The organism is Phycisphaerae bacterium (genome assembly GCA_041652575.1).
Taxonomy (GTDB): domain Bacteria; phylum Planctomycetota; class Phycisphaerae; order Sedimentisphaerales; family UBA12454; genus UBA12454.
On sequence record JBAZHC010000003.1, the window covers coordinates 256,882 to 280,948 of the forward strand.

Annotated in this window: 18 protein-coding genes; 7 read left to right on the plus strand and 11 right to left on the minus strand. The window is 43.6% G+C overall.

Annotation, left to right across the window (positions count from 1 at the left end):
- Positions 1-141: 141 nt before the first annotated feature.
- The 11 genes from WC496_03925 to WC496_03975 all read right to left on the minus strand — a co-directional run bounded on the left by WC496_03925 (position 142) and on the right by WC496_03975 (position 16,585).
- Positions 142-1,470, minus strand: coding sequence for an MFS transporter (locus WC496_03925; protein MFA5292164.1), 1,329 nt, complete (start codon positions 1,468-1,470; stop codon positions 142-144).
- A 343-nt stretch (positions 1,471-1,813) separates the two neighbouring features.
- Positions 1,814-2,881, minus strand: a complete 1,068-nt coding sequence (locus WC496_03930; protein ID MFA5292165.1) for a PEP-CTERM sorting domain-containing protein — start codon at positions 2,879-2,881, stop codon at positions 1,814-1,816.
- Between the two features lie 153 nt (positions 2,882-3,034).
- Entirely contained in the window at positions 3,035-4,054 is a 1,020-nt protein-coding gene (locus WC496_03935; GenBank protein MFA5292166.1) for a glycoside hydrolase family 130 protein, read from the minus strand.
- An 11-nt stretch (positions 4,055-4,065) separates the two neighbouring features.
- Complete coding sequence (locus WC496_03940) at positions 4,066-5,079, minus strand: glycosidase (GenBank protein ID MFA5292167.1); 1,014 nt, start codon at positions 5,077-5,079, stop codon at positions 4,066-4,068.
- Position 5,080: 1 nt separating this feature from the next.
- A complete protein-coding gene (locus tag WC496_03945; protein ID MFA5292168.1) occupies positions 5,081-7,408 on the minus strand; it encodes a hypothetical protein in 2,328 nt (775 codons plus the stop codon).
- Positions 7,409-7,411: 3 nt separating this feature from the next.
- Positions 7,412-9,409 (minus strand): sodium:solute symporter, encoded by a 1,998-nt coding sequence (locus tag WC496_03950; protein MFA5292169.1) that lies wholly within the window; start codon positions 9,407-9,409, stop codon positions 7,412-7,414.
- Positions 9,410-9,565: 156 nt separating this feature from the next.
- Entirely contained in the window at positions 9,566-10,234 is a 669-nt protein-coding gene (locus WC496_03955; GenBank protein ID MFA5292170.1) for a PEP-CTERM sorting domain-containing protein, read from the minus strand.
- A gap of 67 nt (positions 10,235-10,301) precedes the next feature.
- A complete protein-coding gene (locus WC496_03960) occupies positions 10,302-12,383 on the minus strand; it encodes a hypothetical protein (GenBank protein MFA5292171.1) in 2,082 nt (693 codons plus the stop codon).
- A gap of 37 nt (positions 12,384-12,420) precedes the next feature.
- On the minus strand, positions 12,421-13,260 hold the full coding sequence (locus WC496_03965; protein ID MFA5292172.1) for a type II secretion system protein: 840 nt from the start codon (positions 13,258-13,260) through the stop codon (positions 12,421-12,423).
- An 85-nt stretch (positions 13,261-13,345) separates the two neighbouring features.
- A complete protein-coding gene (locus tag WC496_03970) occupies positions 13,346-15,475 on the minus strand; it encodes a LamG domain-containing protein (protein MFA5292173.1) in 2,130 nt (709 codons plus the stop codon).
- Between the two features lie 54 nt (positions 15,476-15,529).
- Complete coding sequence (locus WC496_03975; protein MFA5292174.1) at positions 15,530-16,585, minus strand: LacI family DNA-binding transcriptional regulator; 1,056 nt, start codon at positions 16,583-16,585, stop codon at positions 15,530-15,532.
- A 304-nt stretch (positions 16,586-16,889) separates the two neighbouring features.
- Here WC496_03975 and WC496_03980 point away from each other — a divergent pair, with 304 nt between their 5' ends.
- The 7 genes from WC496_03980 to WC496_04010 all read left to right on the plus strand — a co-directional run bounded on the left by WC496_03980 (position 16,890) and on the right by WC496_04010 (position 23,746).
- The gene (locus tag WC496_03980; GenBank protein MFA5292175.1) at positions 16,890-17,621 is read left to right on the plus strand and encodes an SGNH/GDSL hydrolase family protein; all 732 of its coding nucleotides are present in this window, start codon (positions 16,890-16,892) and stop codon (positions 17,619-17,621) included.
- Between the two features lie 91 nt (positions 17,622-17,712).
- On the plus strand, positions 17,713-18,438 hold the full coding sequence (locus WC496_03985) for a glycerophosphodiester phosphodiesterase (GenBank protein MFA5292176.1): 726 nt from the start codon (positions 17,713-17,715) through the stop codon (positions 18,436-18,438).
- Between the two features lie 55 nt (positions 18,439-18,493).
- Entirely contained in the window at positions 18,494-19,306 is an 813-nt protein-coding gene (locus WC496_03990; protein ID MFA5292177.1) for an HAD-IIA family hydrolase, read from the plus strand.
- Positions 19,299-20,756, plus strand: coding sequence for an NAD(P)/FAD-dependent oxidoreductase (locus WC496_03995; protein ID MFA5292178.1), 1,458 nt, complete (start codon positions 19,299-19,301; stop codon positions 20,754-20,756). The genes WC496_03990 and WC496_03995 overlap by 8 nt, the downstream gene beginning before the upstream one ends.
- Positions 20,753-21,991 carry an FAD-dependent oxidoreductase gene (locus tag WC496_04000; GenBank protein MFA5292179.1) on the plus strand — a complete coding sequence of 413 codons (1,239 nt, stop codon included), beginning with the start codon at positions 20,753-20,755 and terminating at the stop codon, positions 21,989-21,991. Before WC496_03995 ends, WC496_04000 begins: the two co-directional genes overlap by 4 nt.
- 4 nt (positions 21,992-21,995) lie before the next feature.
- Positions 21,996-22,349 carry a DUF1667 domain-containing protein gene (locus WC496_04005; protein ID MFA5292180.1) on the plus strand — a complete coding sequence of 118 codons (354 nt, stop codon included), beginning with the start codon at positions 21,996-21,998 and terminating at the stop codon, positions 22,347-22,349.
- 44 nt (positions 22,350-22,393) lie between these two features.
- Positions 22,394-23,746, plus strand: a complete 1,353-nt coding sequence (locus WC496_04010; protein ID MFA5292181.1) for an MFS transporter — start codon at positions 22,394-22,396, stop codon at positions 23,744-23,746.
- Positions 23,747-24,067: the final 321 nt, after the last annotated feature.

The following is a 24,067-nucleotide window of genomic DNA, read 5'->3' on the forward strand; positions in this document are numbered from 1 at the left end:
CCTCCTAAAATGGAAAAAACGCCATTATTGTGAATATTTGCGTGCATTATACACTTTCCACAAATACTTATAACGCCACTTTGCGTTAACTTGTAACCATTTTGCGACGCAGCGAGTATGGGAAAATTTTACAAAAAAATATTATTCTGATATGTGAACTTCAGTTGTGTCTCCGATTCCTTTACGCATCACAACAATATAGATTACAGCAAAGCTGAAAATTCTTGCCGCAAGTGAAACCGGAAATACGTGCCAGATGGAAAAATATTTTACAATCAAACTGCCTATCAGTGTTCCCAGTCCGCCGAACAGACTCGATGTTATTGTCATTACCGCCAGATATGTGCTTCGCTTTTTGTCTTTTGTAAGCATTGACGTGATGGCAGGATTCACTATCGTCGTGCCGTTTACAAAAATACCCGTGATAAGCCACGCGATGGATATTAACAGTATCGGTTTTACAGACGCTGAAAGTAGGTAGAAAATCGGTATGATGCTCCATAAACAGTGGCATATGAGGAAAACTTTTCTTGTTCCGAACTTTTCGATAATCCTGCCCCAGAAAAGAAACGAAACAAATCCGCTCATCTGAACAAGACAAACCGAAATAAGCGTCAGCATAACGAATCTGTTCTCGAATCCGAGGTCTTTCATCAGATACGGAATAAAAAACGGCTCGCAGATATTTATACTTGCCGTCCACAGCAGCATTATCATCATCCATTGCCTGAATTTTTTGTCGGCCCATGGCTGCATTATAATTTTCAGGGAATTCCCTTTCGTCTCCTGCGTTTTCTTAAGCGGCTCAGGTATTTTGACATGAAAGAAAAGGTCGATTATCCCAAGTGTCAGCCCGAACGCGAATACCAGCCGGACTATTATCATCTTATGGGCGTGGTCGGACTGCTGCACCGCCAGACCTGCAAACAAGGCAATACCCATCATAAAAAATTGTATAACCGCGCTTCGCCGGGACATAAATCCGGCCAATTGCTTTTCCGATATCAAATCATAAAGCCAGCTCGACCACGATGGTGCTGCAAGATTTCCGAATATCGCGCTCGCCACGCATAACGAAATTATGCTCAACGGCCCAAGTGGTATCCAGAATGAAAATACGATAGGCACGAAACAAAGCCGCGACAAAATGGAAAATACATACCACGGATATTTCCTGTTGCCCCAGAAATCCTCTAACGCCCAGCCGAATATCTGGAACGCTACCGCGAACGAAACCAGAGAGACCATAATACCAAGCTGGTACTTGGACATACCGGAGGCAAAACAGAAAAACGTAAAGTATATTCCTGTCGGCCCCAGAAACGTACCGTAAATAGTGCCCAATACGCCTGTCCAGATATGCCGTCTGCGTATCCATGGAAGTTCATTTTCCTGAATCTGACGCGTTCTGAAGATGTCGTCGCCGCTGCTGAAAGCCGGCACAATGCTTTTAATTTTTTTTAAAACCATACGAACTGCATTTCCACAGATTTTTTAGAAACTTTTCAAATCATACTTACAATATCTGAAAAGTAAAGACACTGTTTTTCAGGTACACCTTTGCTAAAAGGCCGGACTTGACAGGTCTTTTACTCTTTTCCAACCTGTTTCCTGCTGTCACACTTTCTGATAAAGCCTGGTATAGATGAGTGTTAAAAGCGTAGTATAATATCTGATTGAGATTGAAAGGATTTATTGTAAACCATTTGATTTCAATGGTATATAAATGGAGCCAACAAGATTCTCCACAGGACATCTTACGGCAGAACCTGCGACCTCCTGCATGCCATGCAAGCACTTCGGTTATAACCAGTTATCTGCTTTTCCTAAAAACTAAACCACCCAGGCCAAGCAGCAAAAGTGTTGCAGGTTCAGGAACAACCCAGAGAATAGCGTGGTAATTACCTCCATCATCTAATGCATTGCCAATAATATTCCCGGAACTATCGATAGCATAAGCCACTGAATTTGTAAATCCTGTTGGCAGGAATTCACTTAAGTCAACATAGTCCTCCGCACTGCCATTCCAAAGCAAAGCGCGGCCATTGGCATTGCTGGAGAAGAATGTATCGTCGTCCCCACCACTGCCAACCTGCTGTATGCCATTGGTACCGTAAGCCACAGAACCGTAGAAACTGCTGGGATTCAAATCGATGAAACTTTCTGCGCTGCCGTTCCAAAGCAAGGCATGTCCATCACCACTGCCAACCTGCTGCGTGCCGCTGATTCCGTAAGCCTGAGAACTATTGAATCCGCTGGGATTCAAATCAACAACACTTTCTGCGCTGCCGTTCCAAAGCAAGGCATGGTCATCCCCATAACCAACCTGCTGTGTACCGCTGATGTCGCGAGCCACAGAGGAATTAAATCCGCTGGGATGCAAATCGACACAGCTTGCGGCAGTTCCGCTCCAAAGCAAGGCGTGTTTTAGGTTAGCATAGGAAGATGGCTCAACACCACCATAACCAACCTGTTGCGTGCCATTGGTTCTATAAGCGAAAGACTCATCAAATAATCCGTCAGGGTGCAAATCTACACAACTCGCCGCACTGCCGGCCCAGAGTAAGGCGTGCCATGTTTTACCTATACCCCAATCTTTACCTGCTCCAACCTGTTGTGTACCACATATTCCATAAGCAATGGAATATGTGAATCCGCTGGGAGTCAAGTCGATAAAACTATCCGCACTGCCGTTCCAAAGCAAGGCATTCAGTGAAGGACCATATCCGACCTGCTGTGTACCGCTGATCCCGTAAGCCAAAGAACCATAATATCCGCCGGGAGTCAAGTCAATTGCTGTATAGTTTACGCCCCAAACCTGACTTACTGCGACTGTGATAGCAAGTAACGTTACTCTGATATTACGATAATTAGTTTTCATTTTCTTCTCCTTCTAAAAAGTTAATAAATAAAAAACTAAATTCAAGAGAACCTCTCCGGTGCAAATTTTGCGCGCACCACCTAACGCCGTTTGTTGACAAACTATTGTTCAACTATTGATTAATATTTATGCACACGCTCGGCCAGCAAGCCATTATTTAATACAATTATCTGCTTTAATATGCTCCAGTACTTCATCGAGTTTGCAAAAGGCCAGACAAGTTACCGTGTCAGCCCCGCCGTAATAAATTGCTATACGGCCGGTTGGTTTATCATACAGAGAGGCGCATGGAAAAACGACATTCGGCACATCGCCTACACATTCATAATTTTCCTGCGGCGAAAGCAGATACGACGAGGTTCTGTAAATAACCTTCCACGGCTGGTCCAAATCAAGCAGAGCCGCACCCATACTGTAAACGAAGCCATTGCAACTCGTCAGAACACCATGGTAGAACAGAAGCCAGCCCTGCGGAGTTTCAATCGGTATAGGGCCTGCACCTATTTTCGTGTCCTGCCAGCCTGCGGTCGTGCCCATTACGAAACGATGTCTGCCCCAATGAATCATATTTGGGCTTTGGCTGTAAAAAATATCGCCGAAAGGAGTATGGCCGTTGTCGCTGGGACGAGAAAGCATCGCGTATTCACCGTTTATTTTACGCGGGAATAATACACCGTTGCGGTTAAAAGGCAGGAACGCATTTTCCAACTGATAAAAATCAACGAAATCTTTAGTATACGCAATACCTATCGTAGGACCATGATAGCCGTTGCACCATGTAACGTAGTAGCGGTCCTCAATCCAGCAAACCCGTGGGTCATAGCCGAATTCCCAATTCCCAAGATTTTTATCGTCACATTTAAATTTGATTCTTTCCGGTTCAATATGCCATTTGATTCCGTCATCGCTTGTGCCGGCGTGAATCTGCATATTTCTGGCTTTATCATCGCAGCGGAATACGCCTGCAAATCCCTGGCCGAAACGCACAACAGCGCTATTGAATATGCTGTTCGATGTAGGCAGCAAATTACGAGGAATTATAGGATTATGCTGTGAACGCCATACGATATCAGAACAGCCGACAGGACGTTCCTCCCATGGTATTGTTTTTATCACAGCTTCTTTCTTTTTCTTTAAAATGCCGTTAATAGTATTTGCAAGCCCATCAGTCATAGTTACCTCTCTCAAACGGAACAAGAACGTAAATAATCAAGTAATTCATCAAGTTCACAGGTGGCCAGACAGACATATTTGTCCGCGCCGCCATAATACACAAATAATTTGCCGTCAATTACGACATTTCCGCAGGGGAAAACCACACCATTATAAAGACCTTGTGTTTCGTAAGGTCCTTCAGGCTCAAGCAGCCAGTCAGGACTGCGATGGAGAATTTTGAGCGGGTTTTCCAAATCCAGCAGCATTGCCCCGACGCGATAAAATTTATCTTCGCCGACTGCGTGGTATAAAACAAGCCAGCCATATTCGGTTTTTATCGGCGGAGTGGAGCCCCCGATTTTCTGTTCCCATTTATATTTGCCTTTCGCCAGCAGTTTGATATTTTTCCAGTCGAGCAAATCATCTGAGAATGCCAGCCACATCGCAGGATAATCGGTACCGTAACCGTTTCCGCACCACTCCATCGGCCGATGAAGGGTTACATATTTGCCTTTGATTTTTTCCGGGAAAATTATTACATCGCGGTCATCGAAAGCAGGATTTGTAAGCATACCGGCATAGGTAAACTGTTTTAAATCCGGCGAAACGAGCAATCCCGTGCCTGATAGATTCTCTCGCTGAAATCTCGGATAACCTTCGTCAAGCACCGGCGGATTGTAATTTCGCTTATTACCGGCAATCCAGTATTTCCCCGGTGCGAAAGGTCGAAACGCAAAAGTTATATAATAAAGGCTGCCCATCTTCATTATTCGAGGGTCCTCAATACAGCCGACATCGACATCCCGCACAGGCGATACAAATGGCTCGCTGTCATCGCGAACAAAATCATAACCGTTTTTGCTTGTTGCAAGGCCGAGATGAACATAATGTTTATCATCATCGCCGGCAGCACGATAAATCAGTTTCACTTCGCCGCTGTCAATGTCATGCCAGGCTGCCGGATTGGTAGTAGCCAGACTTTCCCATTCGTTAGTCGGATTTGGCGCAAGTATCGGATTGTTTTTATACCTTGTCAGTTTCATTTTATTTCTTCTTTCCGGAAAATATTACCGCCTGTCCTTCAAGTAATTTCAATTTTAACGTATCGCCGGTTTTTACAAATAAATCATATTGTCCGTCTATATTAAAATCGGCATTTCTGGAGAAACCGAACTCCGTCATTTTAAGCGTTACTTCGACATCTTTTGTCGCCATTATTTTCAATTTATCCTCAGCCCAGACAAGCATAACATTAACCGGCGATGAGCTTTGAAATTTCAAACATTTGGAATCATATTTGCTGTTTCCCACGAATAAAGCGCCTTTATCGGTAAAAACATAACCGGTTTTCATCGACGTATCGGCGTGAATGATATCCAGCTTCCCATCGCCGGGACTATGCGTATCTATATATTCTCTGAAAAATTTCATTGCGTAAGCTATAGGCTTTGGATGGCCCTGCGCGGTTCCGTCATAATAATATATTCCAAACCGGGATTCATAAATCCGCCTGTCCGGCGATATCCAGGGAGCATTGTATTTCATGTTCGCAACCGGCCATTCCGATAGCATCCAGAGGTACGCGCCTGAATAATCGTTTGCAAAGGCGTAGAGATATACAGCCATTTCGGCAATGCTCTCGGCATCCTGTCCAAGATAATTCCCGTCCGGCATCTTTATACCGCCGGAAAAACCGAATTCGCCAAGGGTAATGGGCTTGTTCGGCCAAAGTTCTCTCAGACGGTCAAATGTCGTGACACTCTTTTCGATATCCTGGTAAGAATATGGCTTTTGATATATATGATGCGATGTAAAATCCAGCAGACCGTTGGCAGGCAACGCGGCAAGAGATGTATTGTAGCCGACGGCAACAAAATGATTGTTATCATATTTATTTATGGCTTCTTTTTGAAAACCAATCCAGTCGGCAAAGGTTTTGTCAACGGCACAGATAAACGACGCATAATCAGGTTCTATAGGCAGGCTGCCCTTGATGCCGTAGAGGCAGGAATAATCATCTGGAGGATTGAATTTTTCTATATATCGTTTGACCATTGAATGGGTCGCGTAAAGATTTTTCGCATCTCTTCGGCCAATCCAGCTTCCGATTTCCGGCCAGCCGTCTTTTCCTCTGGCAGTATAATCCACCCATTTCTTGTCGAAGTAATCCGGTGAGTATCTTTCATACGTCTTGTGTTTTAATATCTCGGACGGCTTACCATTAATACTTGTAGAACCGACCATCGTAATATAAGGCTCGTTCATCAGGTCGTAACCAAGTACGATAGTTTCATCGCCGGCGATTTTTGCTGTGTTCTCAAATACCCTTATGTGCTGTTTGTCGGTCGCCAGAGGATGTTCTCTGGGTTGAAGCAGCAGATATATCTGGTATTTTCTCGCAAGTTCTATCAGGGTTTTAAATCTGTCTGGATAAAGTTCTATGCGAAACTGCCATATTCTGAATGTGTTTATGCCGGTCTCTTTGGCCTTTTTAAAATCCTCTTCCAGCCGCTGCAGGTTAAAGTAATCTTCGCCGAATTCGCATTTTCTTTCAAATGGGCCGATATAATTGCAGCCGAGCGCGAAAAATTTCCTGCCGTCGGGCCTGATGAAATGTTTTCCGTCTTCGCTTAGCCTGATAAAATTGTCGGGCTGGGGCGAAACAATTTCAAGCCTGCTTTTTTTGTTTATGCGGTCTTCCTGTGCAAATTTACCGGCAAGGTCTTTCTCCTTAATTTTGTTAAGAAGTTCGACGGTTAAATTTACAAATTCTTTACTTTTATAAAAATCCGGGGAATCAATTCCGAATAAAAGCCAATTGCTGTTTTTAAATTCGCCCGCATAATTAACGAGAAGTCCACAGGCGAAACCTATATTTCTCGAATATTTGTCTTCGACGCTTAACAAAGGAATATATCTCGACACCTCTGGATATTCGAAGGCTATAGCGGAAAGACCACTATAACTGCCGGTAAGTTTCAATCCCGATTCAATTATACTCTGTCCGTCATATATGGTTATACTGGGAGCATTTTCGAACCGATAAATATCACGGTCTTCAAAAATCGGCAGGCCGAAAAAATCCGCAGTCCCGCCGAGCAGTACCATATCCGAACCTCTTTTGAGAAACTTCAATAAATTGTTTCGCCCGGCGGCAGGAAAACCATTAACATCGGCAATCACAATACAATCATATTTGCTCAGGCCTCCGCTTTTGCAGACAGTTTCGCAGCCGATGGATTCGGCAGTAAAACCATTATCAGCAAGGGAAAATGCCAGATATTCAGTGCCGCCGAATATACCGACAGAATAACTGCCCATCGCAGCCGATGAGAGCGTTATCAAAATTAAACTGACAATTTTAAAATACATTTTCTAAGCCGCCTTGTGCTGATTTGCCAAATGTTCTTCTGTAATTTTTATATCTTCCTCGGACGGGAGATTTTTGTACCAGAAAATGTAAACGAAAATCATACTAAAAACAAAAAGTCCAAGAGTGATATAAAACGCATTATATTGCCTGATAATCAACTGCATAGGAATTAAAAACAGCGTAACAAGAGCGGTCATTACAAACGGCACTGCAAGCAAATCGTTGCGATGTTCCCTTTGCATCTTGATTCTTATATCCTCCGGCAGGATATGCAAAAGTGGTTTCCAGAATCCGAACGGCCTTGTAGTTTTGTAAAAATTCTCGAGTACGACTCTATCGGTCGGCTTGGTAAGATATGTTCCGACAATCGAACATACTGCCGTAAATAATGTCAGACTTACAAACTGCCACTGCTCCGGCAAATCCGGCCAGAAAAATCTCTGAACTACGGCGCTTATGGCACCGGCCATAGTTCCGATGGCAAAGCCGCCGCCGTTGAAACGCCACCAGTACATTTTCAGCAGAGAAGGCACCGAAAGGCCTGAAACCAGGCCCATCGTAATCCATCCCCATATATCGTTGATGCTCCTTACGGTATAAGCCATCGCAAAACCGCAGGCTACTAAAGCAACCGTAAAAAGATATGTCGCCCACATCAGTTCCCTGTTGACAGCATCGGGACGCAAATATCTTTGATATATATCTTTTGTAAAAAACGATGCCGCTTTGTTTATCGTTACATCGAAGGTTGACATTTCAGCGGCAAGCAGCGTTACAAGAATAAGCCCTGTAAAACCGGTCGGAATAGCGTAAATCAAAACCGCAGGCATTATCCTCTCGGCATTTACCGTTCCTTCGAAGCTTAAAAAGTGCAGCTTATCTGCCCAGTTCTGCCCCAATAGTTCCGTCAGTCTGGCGATAAAATCAGGCGGATAAGCCGCGGGATTATTCATTATTTTCGCCAATGAATCCGCCCATTGCGCACTTGTTACATTTCCAAGCTGACTTTTTATAAGTATCGCGGCCTGATGGAGAACTTCCTGATTGGGAAACATTCCCTGGATAATAAATATTCCTAAAATTGCATAACTAATCATCATCGGCCAGCGAAATGTGCTTAGCGATATCCACAGGCAGGCTACTTTGCCGCACTCACGCTCGTTTTTGGCGGCAAAATAATGCGGGTCATCACCAGTACCGAAACCCATTATTATATTTCTAAGCAGCAGAAAAATAGTGAACATAAACAGCGATTCATACGCTTCATAGCCTTTTGGCATTTCTGCAAGCCGCTGAGGAAAAGACGACAGCCACTGTGAACAGCCGGTAACAGTCTGGGCAAGGCCGCCTAAATCACCGCCGTTATCGGCGATTTTGACTATAGCCAGAATCGTTACAAAAGCCATACCAATCAGTATAAGTCCGCACTGAAGCAAATCGCTGAACACAACACCATAAAAACCGGAAGCGACCGTGTAAAGAGTCGTAACTCCAATCATAATCAAAGCGCACTGAAACGGCGAAAGCGGAATAAACATCGAAAAGAACAGGCCGACGCCTTTTATCATATACACGAGCATTCCGAGCGTAAAGACCATCAGGGCGATTACTTTGGCAATGCGTGCGAAATTTGCTCCGAAACAATTGCCGAATCTGAAAGCCATCCACTCGGCGCCTGTCATACAGCCGGAACGTCTGTGCCATTTACCCGTCCATATCATAGTAAAAACCAGGCCTAACGGAACACCGCCGCGAAACTCGATAAACAGACTGCGGGGCCCAAGCAGATAGAGCAGCGAAACGATAAGCATCGTACCTGCAATATCTATCGACCAGCCCATACCGCCGACACCAAGTATCCACCAGGGCAGTTTTCTGCCGGCAAGGAAATAGTCGTCAAGACTCGTCGAGGCCCTTCTGCTCAGATAAAGCCCAAGCGCTATCAGAGAAAGAAAGTACGTTGCGATAATAATATAATCCGTTATTCCTAAATATTTCACAACAAGCCTCCGGCTGAACCATAGTTTTTATATGTAACCATATTATCTTTGGGGTTAAAAGGTCTGCAAGAACTAAAATCTTTACAGTTGTAATAACTTAAAAAATACAGATGGCGCCTATATTACCAGACGCCATCTGTTTATTTCGGTCAAAAATTATTTACGTCTTCTCATTAGAAGTCCGCCAAGGCCAAGTAATACCATTGTTGCTGGTTCAGGAGTGAGAATAACGTCGTCAACAAACATAGCGCCGGCACCATAATAGCCATTGTTGTAGCCTATAGTGATCTGCTCGACGTTCTCAAGATTTTTTCCTGATTCCATACCCGTGCTAAAACTGTTTTCCCAAACTATGCCAGCCGGCCAACCTGCACCACTTGGTGTAACAGAGCCTGCATAACTGGCGCTCCAAACTTTCTCGCCCCAGCAATTATACATGCTAATGAATACATCACCGCCCGAACCGCCAAGACTATCATAAGGGCCTGTGCCGCCATTAAGCGGAATGGCAATGGTCATGTTGATGCCTGTGAAACCAGCATAAGTGAGGTTCACACCGTGCACATTATGTACAGAACCAGGCAGGGTCAACTTTGTCTGAGTATAGTACGGCGACGCTTGCGCTGCATTGGTAATCAGCATAGATTTACCGTTCAGCACAGGCTCCAGTGTCTCGGTTGTGATGTTCGAACCTGTATTCATCACCCATACAGCCCGCAGGGCTGCACTGTCGGCGTATGACTCAAAATTGTCAACCACCAGATTGGCATTTGCGAACGACGCAATTGCCAGAACCACTACTAAATACATTACACATTTCTTCATTTTTCTTTCCTCCAAAAAAAGTTAATAAAAAGTTACATTCTACTTAACATTTCTTCATAAATTAAACTTACCAACACTCCGACTGCTCTACGAGAAAGCATTGCAGCCAGTTTTCACTTAAAACTTTAATGTCTTCAAAATTAACCACACAGTCTCCGTTTACGTCACCGGCTGGCGTATTGGAACATTGAAGGCTGCCGGAATTGCGAACTGAAATATCGTCAAAATAAGTTGTTCCTGCTCCATTGATGCTTCCCAGAAAGAATATATCCACTCTGCCAACCTGGGCCAGTTCGCTCGGGGATATCGATGTTAAATCAATGTCCCATTTTGTCCAGTTGCCGACCTGAGGTGTTCCATACGGAGCCGTCAAAATATTTATGCCGTTCTTGTTCACAACATTAACCTGCATTGGCTCTTTGCTGACGGTACACTTAAACCACAACGTCAAAGTGTCAAAACCCGTCCAGTTAACTCCGCTGCCGCTCGGCGCCGCATAACACATAGCCTTTGAAAACCACGGTGAAGCGCCATTGTTGTAGCTGTACTTCATAGCCTTGCTGCCGCTGTGTACAACGCTTGTATCAAGCGTAAGAACAACATTGGCGGTCGGAACCCATTTTGCCAGCATCGCAGCGGTATCGGAATACGATTCAAAATCTTCGACAACATTACCCTCGCTTTCGGCGCGATTGTCTTTGAGCCAATCAGCGGTAACTTTGGTAAAATCGGTGAATGTAACTTTACAGTCGCTGTCAAGGTCGCCGGCTGCCGTCCCACCGCACTGATTAATATCGGCTATAACAGTCAAAGTGCTTTCCGGTGGCAAAGATATCGCCATATTGCCTGCCTCAAAATCATAGCTGAAATCCGAAGTCTTGTTTATTACCGCACCGGACTGGAAAGCCAAAATAGAGGTGATACTCAAACTCGTTACGCTCTGAACACTGATGGTACGATTCACCGTTGATGCGCTGCTGTTGGCAAAAGCAAGTACAAGTTTTCCGCTGCCTACAAAGCCCGCTGCGCTAATAACCGGGTCGTTCCATGCCTTAGTCAGTACCATTGCATTATCCGGCACATACGGCATAAGCGTTGACATGACATAGTAAGTCGGACGCAGCGTCGAGTTAATTCGCAGAAAAGCATACATCGGCTGACTTTGCCAGCTTTGGTTAGCTGCCTCCCAGAAACAGAGAACATTAGCTCCGTTATTGGCCAGTGTCAGAGAATTTTCATAACATCTCTCCGCAAACTGGCTCGTATCGCCATATTCATCCGTACTGTAAGTTACGCCATTAAACGTGCGTACGCCGCTGGCATATTCGGTTACGATTACGGGCTTGAGATGAGAAGGGTCTGCCAGATTTACCGCTGCGCCGAAGTAATCCTGCCACCGCTGATCAAGATAACTCGGCAGAGCATCGGTATGTCCCCAGCCCTCGTCCCAGGCGTGCGTTGACCACGCGGCCAAAGCATTTTTACCATCAGTATCAAGGGAGCCTATCCACGATGTGCCGTAATAAAGGTATGCAAGTCCCGGTCCTGCGATTCCGACATCTGTAAGACCGCGACTGTCCAGTTCTGCGCGAACAAGTTTTACAAGAATATTATAATCCGCCGGAGGAACCTTAATGTTCCATGTACCCTCAGGTTCATTCAGTAATTCGATATAATCTACCGGAAGACCACGGCTCTTAAAGAATAAAACTTCAGATGCCCAAACTCTGGCGAAATCGTCAAAGTTTTCGCTTTTAAGTTGATTTTGATCGCCGGGGAGAATCAGCCAGCTATCGGGACAGCCGCCAAATTTAATGAAAATAACTTTAACGCCGAGATTTTGAGCCATTTGAAGCGATGCAATTACACTATTTCCACGGCTTGTATTGTTGTACTGCAAATTAACATAAGCGTCCATCTGGACAACTGTCGCATCGGTCGGCGGATTGGTGCATCCGCCCGGAGCTATGCGGTAATACTTTAAATTAAGGCTTTGAGACAATGCCTCAATTCGTGAATCGCCCGGCCAAATCTGCGCGCCGAACCCCATAAAAGGATGCGAAACGTCAGCAGCATCGAAGACGATTTCCGCCTTCAATGTTGTCCAGCACAGACAAAACAATAATATAAATAAACTATACGTTCTCATTTCTTCTTCATTCCGCCGCCAAACGGCCGGTCAGCCATCAATGGTCGTAAAAATAATATCTCCATCTTTCCTTTTGCTCTAAACTGGCGCCAGATGGATTATAGTCTGCCAAATCTTTCGGTTCCACGCTTGCATGTCCGTCAACCCATCCGATATTTCCAACACCATAATCACTTTTTGGTTTTTTAAAGTGCCAGCGGGTTTTGAATTTATATTCCGGATGATTCACTGTAAGTTCCGCAATTGTCTTGGTCGGATTAAATTGCCAATCGCAGGCAAAATAATACTCATGGTCTATAAAATACACTGTTTGTGCCGGCATTCTTATGTCCACCATTTTGTTCATGCCGCGCTCGAGCCAATGGACTTGACTTGGTCCTTTCCATTTGCCGGAACCCATAATCCTCGTATCCATACCCTGTGTGCCGGGACTTCGACTTCTGACATTTACTTCATCATAAAGATTATAGGTAAGGTAACCATTCTCCGCATAAGTATATTTTATGGAAGATGAACGAAAATGCGGATCGGTACTAAAAAAGCTGGAATGTACCGCCGTCGGACAAACTTTAACACTGCCTTTCCGCCCTCTTTCAGCACCGATATAAGGTCCAAGAGAACTATCGCCTGCACAATCCTCGCCCGGTTTATTTGGCTCTTTATCCTTAAACCAGTCTCCGGCAATTGCCCAGCCGTCATGGTCGTTCGACCAGAGTGAAGCGCCAAGCACAAGACTCTTTTCGTTTGTTCTGCATACTATCATACGACCCTGTTCTCTCGCTCTCGATAGCGCAGGCAGAAGGACTCCGACAAGGAGAGCTATGATAGATATAACAACCAGCAGCTCAACAAGCGTAAAGGCTTTTCTTGTTTTCATAAATATGTCCTTTTCATCTATAACTTCCTTCAATTAAACCTGAGGATCGGTCGTCAGTAATCCGACCCTCAGGTTATTCATATCGTTAATCTATTCCGAGCATCCAATCTTCGGCAAGAATCGTGAAATCTCTGAAATTAACCTTGCAATCAAAGTTTAAATCGCCTGTGAGGTATGGCGAACATAAAGGAAGCTCGAAGAGTTTGATTTCGTCAATATCAATTGTTCCGGTACGAGCCTCTTCTTTCGAACCGCCACAGGCTATTACTATATAACGAATAGCGGTTAATTGAGATTTAGTTACATACCCTACGCCGGCCGGGCCCTCTAACTGAGCATCAAGATTAATCAGCCATTCGCTCCACTGATTTACAGGTTTAACAACGCAGTTAGCATCCTCTATCCATGCCTCTGCCTTGCTTTGCATCGAGGAGTCGAGGAATATAACCATCAATCTGTCTTCAGTAGTATTGCCGGCATGCCTGTAAAGATAAAGCCTCATTAGATTGTATGTACTCAAATCTTTATTTGTTCCAAGGTCATAGCGAATACCAGAATAATTTCCGCCCGTAAGTGCCGGCAGGTCATAATCCCATCTTAGAGATTTGCTGCCTTCGTAAGCGTTTGTAGCAGAGCTTATCGTTCCTGTGCCGGTGAAGTTACCATCAACAACTACCGACCAGCCGGACAGAGAACCCTCCATATCATCGACAGTCATATTTACGTCGATAACCGATGGTTCAAGCCACTGACTTCCGATATCGCCAAGGTCTATTAAATCAACGTCAAGGTCATTATCAAGGTTGCCTAACGCCATCAAAGCCTGAATATCTTCCTGTGTCAGCACTCCTCTAAAGAGGTGGAAATCATCCATATACGTTCTATCCCAGTCACCAAGAAAACCGTCTTCATCCCAATAATATCCAACGGCTGCGTTCATAGTGGTTTTACCGCCGGTATAGGATATATGAGCCGTTGCCATAGCTTCACCATCTATATACAATCTTGCTTCGTTTCCATCAGCGGTAACGGCCAGATGATGCCAGGCATTACTATGCATATAGGGCGACGCGTCATAAGTGAGCATGTATTGTACATTGTAGTCTCTGTCTTTACCGTAGACTTTAATAGTTCCATCGAAACCGGCATCGCCTCGGATTATAAACGAACTGCCGTTTCCGCTCGTGGGGCTTTTTTCGGAATAAAAAGCGGTATAGTAAGGCTGATAGCTTGATTTATACCAGAATGCAACAGAATATTGAGCATTGCGAGAAATGTCCACTCCGGTCGGCGGAAAAATCGCCTGTCCACCATCGAAAAGCAGTGCTGCGCCTTTGGGGCTTGGGAAAAGCCAATTCTCAATAGGAGAGGTATAACCATAAAGTGTACCCGTGTTTGAGTTGCCTGAATGGTCGGATATTGTCGTTGTTGAATCGAGGTCATCCATAGTGTAATAAATCTTTTCTTCGACCGGCACATATTCCGGCAGAGTACCGGGAATAATCAAATCCAAAATTTCCTGCTGCGTAAGAGTGCCCCGCCAAACAGTAAACTCGTCGATTTTGCCGATAAAGAAGTATAAACCGGTCCACGGGTAAGTAGGCACTCTAACTTCGCCTGGGGCATTGAGCATTGGGATGTCTCTTGCGCCAACGAGCATGCCATTTTTATATACTTTTACTTGTGTGCCGTCATAGGTTGTGGTTATCATTTGCCATTGACCAACATCAAATGGTATACCAGTTGACACGTATTTTCCGCCAGTGGTAGTTGCACCGCTGTCATCTTTCGGACCTTCGGTAAATACTATCTTTCCGTCACCTGTAGAGTTATAAATCGCCCGTGATGTACCACCGGGAAAACCATCCCACGCATCCGGTTTGGCTCCCAGACACCACAAAATCCGCCAGTTTCCCGGTTCAACCGTCGGATATACCCATATATTGGTACTCCATGTATCAGTCGCAAGAACCGGCAAAATATTCGGGTCTATGCCGGTCTTGTACGAGGAATTCGTACCATCTGCACTAAAAGCCTGCCCGCTTACGCCTGCGGTATAAACCGGCGTGCCGTACGCAGTTCCATTGATACCGCTGCCGCTTGTATCATTAAGATTATCTTCAAACTTCCATTCAAGAACTTTGGTTGCCGCCTGCGAAATACTGCAAGCCGCCAAAACCAAAACAACAGAAAGAACTAAATATCCTAATTTCATAACTTGCCTCCTTATAAGCCAATATTCTTCAATCTTCTGCTTTTTATACTCTTGTCAATCAGGCCGTACAGGTGCGGTGGAACCTCGCACAACCAATTCACAATTCATTACTATGCTTTGAATGCCGTTTTGAGCAAATTTGCCATTAATGCGGTCAATCAAAAGTTTGGCTGCCCTGCGGCCAACTTCGTAACCGTTTTGCTTTACAGACGTTAACGGCGGCATTGTAAAAGCTGCAAAATCAAGGTCCGCAAAACCTACTACAGATATGTCTTCAGGGATTCTTATTTTCAGTTCCGCGGCCGCAAGATAAACATAACGTGCAAGCAAGTCGTTTGCAGCGTAAACAGCTGTAGGTCTTGGATTTGAGGTCAGAATTTTTTTAGCTATTTCAAGACCATCAGCATTTTTTGTTTTTTCAATAGTAAAGCAGGATGCGCCCGGAACAGCAGCTATCTGCTGTTCGAAAAATCTGCGTCTTCGCTGTGCCCAGCTAAAAGTATCAAGGCCTGTATCCGCCAAATGTGCGATTCGGCGATGGCCTAAATCGAGCAAATGTTTTGCGACAAGCTGCGCCCCGTGTTCTTCGTTTGTTGTAACAGAATCAGCTCCATATTGCAGAGGCAGCTCATGGTCTATCGTTATCACTGGAACGTTTCGGGAAACAAGTTCTTCATTATGGGCATAAAAATCAGGAGTGATTGGCGGCCACATTATGACGCCATCAATACGACGGTCAATAAGACGATGAATTTGTTCTAAATCGTCAACCGGACCGCTGCTCGAATAATTGTCTCCATGCCTGACCCACAGATTAATCGGAACATAATCAACTGAAATCAATGTATCATGAATGCCATAAAGTATCGCAGACCAATATGAATCAAAAGGAGGAACCATAACGCCTATAGTATGAGTGAGTCCGGTTTGAATACCTTTGACCAGCATATTGGGACGATAGCGAAGTTGAGTTGCTGCCGCCCAGACTTTTTTGCACGTTTCTTCGGAAAACCTGGAAATGTTTTTCTTTCTAAGAATTCGTGATACCGTCGGGACGGACACGTTTGCCGCTTGAGCGACATCTTTTAAGCTCGATACTCCAATTGCCAAAACCTTCTCTCCAAAATTAAAAACGGCTAATGCAAGTACTTACATAGCCAAATTATGCCCTTATTCAATGATTTTGTCAATGATAAATTTATTGTTTTTTCTTGAAAAATCAGCGACAAAAAGACAAATAAATATTTAGATTAAATATAAAGATATTACCAATATATACTTATGGTAATATATAATATTTTATATAAATTTTATTTCGTTCTTTAATTTATCAATAAATTTATGTAATATATGCGCGTAAATACTTGTGCAAAGTCGAATAACTCACAAAATTAATAATATTTAAGGAGCGTATATGTTTAGTAATAAACGTGTTACAGCTAATATCGCAACAATGGCGGGAATAATTTTAATTGTTTTCACTGCGGGCTGTTTAATCAGTTATGAGCTTAGCGAGTCAGAAAAAAAACTTCACGAAGACTCATTAAAGGTTAAAAGTCCTGACAGATGGAGTGCTGACATTCATAAATTTGAGCAGATTGATAGTAATAATCCCCCTCCGCAAAATGCCGTGCTGTTTATTGGCAGTTCCAGTATTAGGGGCTGGGATACTCAAAAATGGTTTAGTGATATAAAAAACATAAATCGTGGTTTCGGCGGCTCATTTATCTGTGATTCGGTTTATTATGCCGACCGTATTATTATTCCTTATAAGCCCAAAACTATAGTTTTTTACGCAGGCGATAATGATACTGCTGACGGCAAATCTCCGGAAATGATGCTTGTGGATTTCAAGGCATTTGTTTCTGTTGCAAGAAAGGCCCTGCCGAAGACGAGAATTATTTACGTTTCAATTAAGCCGAGTATCGACAGATGGAAACTTTGGCCCACAATGCAGCAGGCAAATAAACTTATCAGCGATTACTGTCAGAATCAGAAGAATATATATTTTGTCGATGTCTCAAAAGTTATGCTCGATGAATCCGGCAGTCCGCGAAAAGATATTTTCAAAGCGGACGGTTTGCATATGAATGAAACCGGATATCAGCTCTGGACATCTCTTGTAAAACCATTAATTAACAAATAACTGTGGTAAAGCAATGATACCTGGAAATATATTTAAGCAATGTATTTTAATTGTCGGTTTATTTTTATTTTTCTCTCAGGGGTGTAAACCCATGATAATAGCACATCGCGGAGCTTCTGCGATAGCACCTGAAAACACTAAGGCTGCATTTCTTCTTGCCTGGCAGATGAAAACCCCGGTTGCCGAATGTGATATTCATTTAACCGCTGATAATCAGATTGTTGTTATGCATGACAGCAATACCAAACGTACATGCGGAGTCGATGTAAATATCAGCGATGTAAATTATTCTGAAATTTCATCATTGGATGCAGGTTCGTTCAAGGATGCAAAATATTCAGGCGAAAGAATACCGCTTTTGGCAGATGTTATTGGCACGATACCTCCTGACAAAAAATTACTGGTTGAAATAAAATGCGGCCGGGAAGTTTTGCCTTTTCTGCAGGATGCAATCAACAAGAGCGGCAAACGAAACCAGATTGTAATAATTGGTTTTAATATCGATATTATAGCAGAAGCTAAAATACTGATGCCGGATATCCCGGTGTACTGGCTTGTGATGACGGAAAAAGATAAAACCGATAAATGGATACTCCATAGTTCGGAACTAATTACTACCGCAAAAAAACGCCATTTAGATGGAATAGATGTTCACTGGGCAGGGTTGAGTAAAGAATTTGTTCAGAAAGCACACAAAGCAGGCATGAAAGTTTATACATGGACAGTAGATGATCTGCCAGTCGCCAGGCAAGTCAAAAAAATGAGAGTTGATGGCATAACTTCAAACAAACCGGATTTGCTGAGGAAAAACATCTGAACGTATTTAATTCCATTATAATGCAGCAAAGACAACTATTAGATGGTAAAATATTATGTTATCGATTCCGAAATTGGTACTGTTCGATCTTGATGGAACAATATATATAAGCGGCAAGCTTATATATGGGACGAAGGAGCTTTTGCTAAAGCTGAGCGATTCGGGCATAAACTATGGTTTTATGACCAATAACAGTTCTGTCAATCCGGACGATTATCTGGATAAACTCTGCAAAATTGGTTTACCCGCCGTAAAGCAAAACATAATTACAAGCTGCCAAGCCACTATTTTAATGCTGAAGGAATTTAAACTCGGCCGGAACCTGTACATAGTCGGCACAGAAAGATTTAAAAAATATCTGGCTGAAAATCAGTATTATCACGATGCCGAAAGTCCATCCGCAGTGCTTGTCGGTTTTGATTTGGAGCTCACTTTTGAAAAACTCACACAGGCAGTCAGGTTTTTGACTAATGGTGTACCGCTTTTTGCATCACATCCTGATACGGTATGTCCCTCATCAGCAGGCCCTATTCCTGATGCCGGGATGGTGCTGGCCGCTCTTTTGGCCGGCTCAGGCGTACAGCCGACAGCTATCGCGGGAAAACCTTATAAATGGATACTTCAGGTTGCTCAGCAGCAGTTTAATGTTGGCAGCGATGAAACCGTTATTGTCGGCGACAGGCTCGCGACGGATATTTTAATGGCCAATAAATTCGGAATGAAGTCTGCGCTTGTTCTAAGCGGTGTCTCCAAAATATCGGACATTGAAAAATTTACGCATAAACCGGATGTTATTGTTGATTCTGTTGAGCAGCTTATTGATAAATATTGGTTTGGCACCCCAGTTTGGGCACAGCGATATGAGTAAAAAATATGATATAGCAATTATTGGCGCCGGAGTTGTGGGGGCATCTATCGCCAGAAGATTGTCGCGATATAAATTAACCGTTGCTTTGCTTGAAAAGGAAGTCGATGTTTCATTCGGAACAAGCAAGGCAAACTCCGGCATTATACATGCCGGTTTTCACGACACTCCGGGCTCATTAAAAGCGGAACTGTGCGTCAGAGGTAACACTGAATACGACAGGTTGGCTGACGAGCTTGAATTTCCATTTGAAAGACGCGGCGAATTAGTAGTGGCGTTCGATGAAGAGCAGCAGCAGACGCTTTATAAGCTTTATCGAAACGGACAGCAAAACGGGGTTAGATATATGGAACTTCTCGGCAGGGAGCGTACGCTGGAACTTGAGCCGAATTTGAATCCTGATGTTCTTGGCTCGCTATATGCTCCCACGGCAGGTATCATAGGACCTTATGAATACTGTTTTGCACTTGTGGAAAATGCCGTTAAAAATGGTGTAGAGCTTTTGTTGTCTTTTGAAGTTGCAGGGATACATAAAACAAACAATTTTTTTAGTGTTGAATCGTCTGATGGCAGAAGCATAGAAAGCAGTTTTCTGGTTAATGCTGCCGGTCTTTGTGCAGACCGGATAGCTGCTATGTGCGGCATGAACAATTTTAAAATAACACCGAGAAAAGGTGAGGAATATCTTTTAGATAAGCGTGTCGGCAAACTCGTCAGACGTGTTATTTTCCCTGCTCCTAAAACAAATTCCAAAGGCATTCTTGTTATTCCCACGATTGATGGTCCTGTTATGATTGGTCCGACCGCAGATGACATCGATGACAAAGAAGATTTTTCGACCACAAAGGAGGGACTTGACAGGGTATTTGCATTTACCAGTCACACGGTGCCCGCCATTCGTGTGTCAGATATTATAACATCTTTTGCAGGTTTGCGGCCGGTGCCTTCACGCAATGATTTTATTATCGACAAAACCGAGGTTTCCGGTTTTATAAATGCTGCAGGAATTCAGTCGCCGGGCCTTACGGCGTCTCCGGCGATAGCCGAGAAGATATGCGGAATTATATTATCCTGTGGTTTAAGAATGGAACTTAATCCTGATTTTAATCCAAAGAGAAAAGCTAAAATAAGAACGCGAACATTGGTTGAAAACAGAGATTATGATACGCTGGGAAAACTTATTCAGTCGGATAAAAACTATAGTAAACTTGTGTGCAGATGTGAAAATGTAAGTGAAGCGGAAATAATTGATGCCATATATAGAGGGCATACGACGATAGATTCCATCAAATATGCCACAAGAGCCTGTTCGGGCCGATGTCAGGGGGGATTTTGCACCAGCAGGATATTGCAGTTGATTTCCGAACATGCCGGCATTGATATCTTGAAGATAACAAAAAAGGGGCCTGGGTCGGAACTGATTTTGCACCGTATTGACAAGGGACATCAATGAAATCTGTCGATGTTTTAGTTATAGGCGCAGGAGCGGCAGGATTGGCCGCTGCGGTTTCGCTGAAAGAAAACAGTATCGAAGATGTACTTGTCGTTGACCGTCAGAATTTTGCCGGCGGTATTTTATTCCAATGCATACATAGCGGCTTCGGTTTGCATCGTTTTGGCGAAGAACTTACCGGCCCGGAATATGCCCAGAGATATATCGATATGGCCGAATGCCAAAATGTGGAAATGCTTCTGTCAAGCAGTGTTGTCGATATTGTCAGCAAAGATGATATTAAGGAAGTTATAATCCTTTCGCAGGATAGCGGACTTGTGAAAGTAAAGGTCAAGGCGATAATTCTGGCCATGGGTTGCCGGGAACGTAATCGCGGCAATATCAACATCCCAGGCTCAAGACCTGCCGGTATATTCACCGCCGGTCTTGCGCAGAAATTAGTCAATATTGAGGGCTATATGCCAGGCAATGAGTTTGTTATCGTTGGTTCAGGCGATATAGGTCTTATTATGGCGAGAAGACTCACGTTGGAAGGCGCAAAGGTCAAAGCTGTTCTGGAGATTCAACCTTACCCTGGCGGGTTGGATAGAAATATCGTGCAGTGCCTCGATGATTTTGACATACCGCTTTATACGTCGCACATCGTAACAAATATTTGTGGCAGCAGAAGGGTTGAATCTGTCGATGTTTCCGAAATAACGGATGGCAGGCTCACGCCGAAAATGAAAATATCCTGCGATACTCTGCTGTTGTCGGTCGGTTTGATTCCGGAAAATGAACTTTCAATTACTGCCGGAGTTTCCTTGAATGCTGCTACTGCCGGACCGATAGTCAGCAGCGATTATATGACAAACGTCCCCGGCATCTTTGCCTGCGGTAATGTGCTTCACGTTCATGACCTTGTGGACTATGTGTCTGATGAGGCCTCTGCCTGTGCAAAAGCAGTTTCAATGTATCTGGCAAATAAGCTGCCGCAGGACAAATGTATTCCTGTTCATTCTGGCAATATGGTTCGATATGTTGTTCCATCAACTGTAAAGCCTCAATGTGATGCGATTTTGAAGTTAAGGCCCGTTGCTCCGATGAAAAATGTCAAAATTAAGGTGGTCAGCGATAGAGGCGATGTGCTGAAATCCAAAAAACTTATTCGCGCGATTCCCAGTGAAATGATAACTGTTCAGTTGAATGATGTGCCGACCGGCTGCAAATCCATAACTGTTTATTTTGAAATTTGAAAATATGGCTCACAAAGAAATGATTTGTATAGCCTGCCCAATGGGCTGCTGTCTGGATGTTGAATATGACAATTCGATTATTTCAGTCAAAAACAATAGCTGTAAAGTCGGCATTAAATATGCCAATGATGAGATTTATGACCCTCGCAGGATGGTTACTACAACGGTTAAAACAAATCTGGCGATTGCTTTTTTGCCGGTTAAGACTTCCAAAGCGATATCGAAAAATCTGGTAAGAAATGTTATAAAGGAGTTAAACGATATTACCGTTTCGTCGCCAGTGCAGATAGGCAGTGTTATAAAGAAAAATATCTGTGGTACAGACGCTGATATTATAGCTGCAAGAAATATATCTTAGTGTGTCCTTAATTATGTTTTGTAATTTTTTTGAAAGAGACTGTTATGAGTATCTCAGGAATTCGCAGTTTTTTTGCTCCAGCACCTCACATTCCTCGCTTGCCTGACGAGCAAATTAAACAGCAGTATCCAAAGTATCGGTGGAATGTACTTGAATCGACATTTATAGGCTATGGTGTTTTTTATCTTGTCAGGAACAACCTTGCCGTTGTCGCGAAGGATATGGAACAGGCCCTTCACTATTCTCACTCAATGATCGGCAATATACTCGCAATATCTGCCATAACATACGGTCTTGGTAAATTTCTTATGGGGTCTGTTTCCGACAGAAGCAATCCACGTAAATTTATGGCATTCGGACTGCTTCTTACTGCGGTTTGCAATCTGCTCTTTGGCGGTTTAAGCAATTACAATATCCATTTGTTTCTGTGGGGATTAAACGGTTTCTTTCAGGGAATGGGCTGGCCGCCATGCGGACGGTCTATGGGACATTGGTTCAGCGTGCGGGAAAGAGGTACAATTTTCAGTATATGGAATACATCCCACAATATCGGCGGCGGTATAGCCGGTATATTGGCTGCACAGGCGGCCGTATCATTCGGCTGGCGAAATGCCTTTTACTTCCCGGCCTTTATTGCCTTAATATGCGCAATTTATCTGTTCGTAAGACTCAAAGATACTCCTCAATCAGTAGGTCTGCCGACTATTGAAGAATATAAGAATGATTTTACTGAAGATGAAAAACTGAATGGCACCCATGAACAAGAGCTGAACACCAAAGAACTATTTTTAAAATACGCTTTAAAAAACAAGTACATCTGGATACTGGCGATAGCCAACTTTTTTGCATATATTGTTCGCTACAGCATGCTGGACTGGGGTTGTTTATATCTGCGGGAGATTAAAAATGTAACATTGAGCGGCGGCGGTATCGCAATTCTCGCTCTGGAATTCGGCGGAATACCTTCAACTATTCTTATGGGCTGGATATCCGATAAACTCGGAGGCAGGCGAGGTATGATTTCGGTTCTTTGTATGCTCCCTATTATGATGGCTTTTGTCGGAATAATTCTAAATCCTGCCGGGTATTTCTGGATTGATATATCAATGCTCGTGTTAGTAGGCTTTTTGATTTATCCGGTAATAAACCTGATAGTAATAATGGCATTGGATTTGACAAACAAGAAGGCTATCGGCACCGCTGCCGGTTTCATAGGACTGTTCGGGTATCTTGGCAGAACGGTTCAGGCAACAGGTTTTGGCTGGATGGCGGATTATTTAGGCAGGCATTACGGCTGCCAGGCCAGTTGGAATGCCATCTTATGGACTATAGTCGGCTGTGCAATTGTTACGACAATACTGCTTGGATTAACATGGAAACTGAAACCGAAGGCATGACATATAGGACCTCTCACTATAAAACCTTATAAAACCACAGTTTAGATGCATTATAAGCAGGTCAAAATAAGCCAAAAATAGATTGGCACTGGTTTCAGAGTAGTCCCAGGATAGTATGGCAATCACAGCAGACCGGACATTGACGACATTTAGACGACAAATATTTCTAATTTCAAATAATAACTTTCTAACTACCTTCAATCTGTTTTTTCAATCTGCGGCAGGTATTATATAATTCATCGGCTGTCATCGACTTCAAAAACACAAGTCCCCTTGTCGCTCTTATTAAGGGACTATCATGATTATTGAACCACTGCCTGC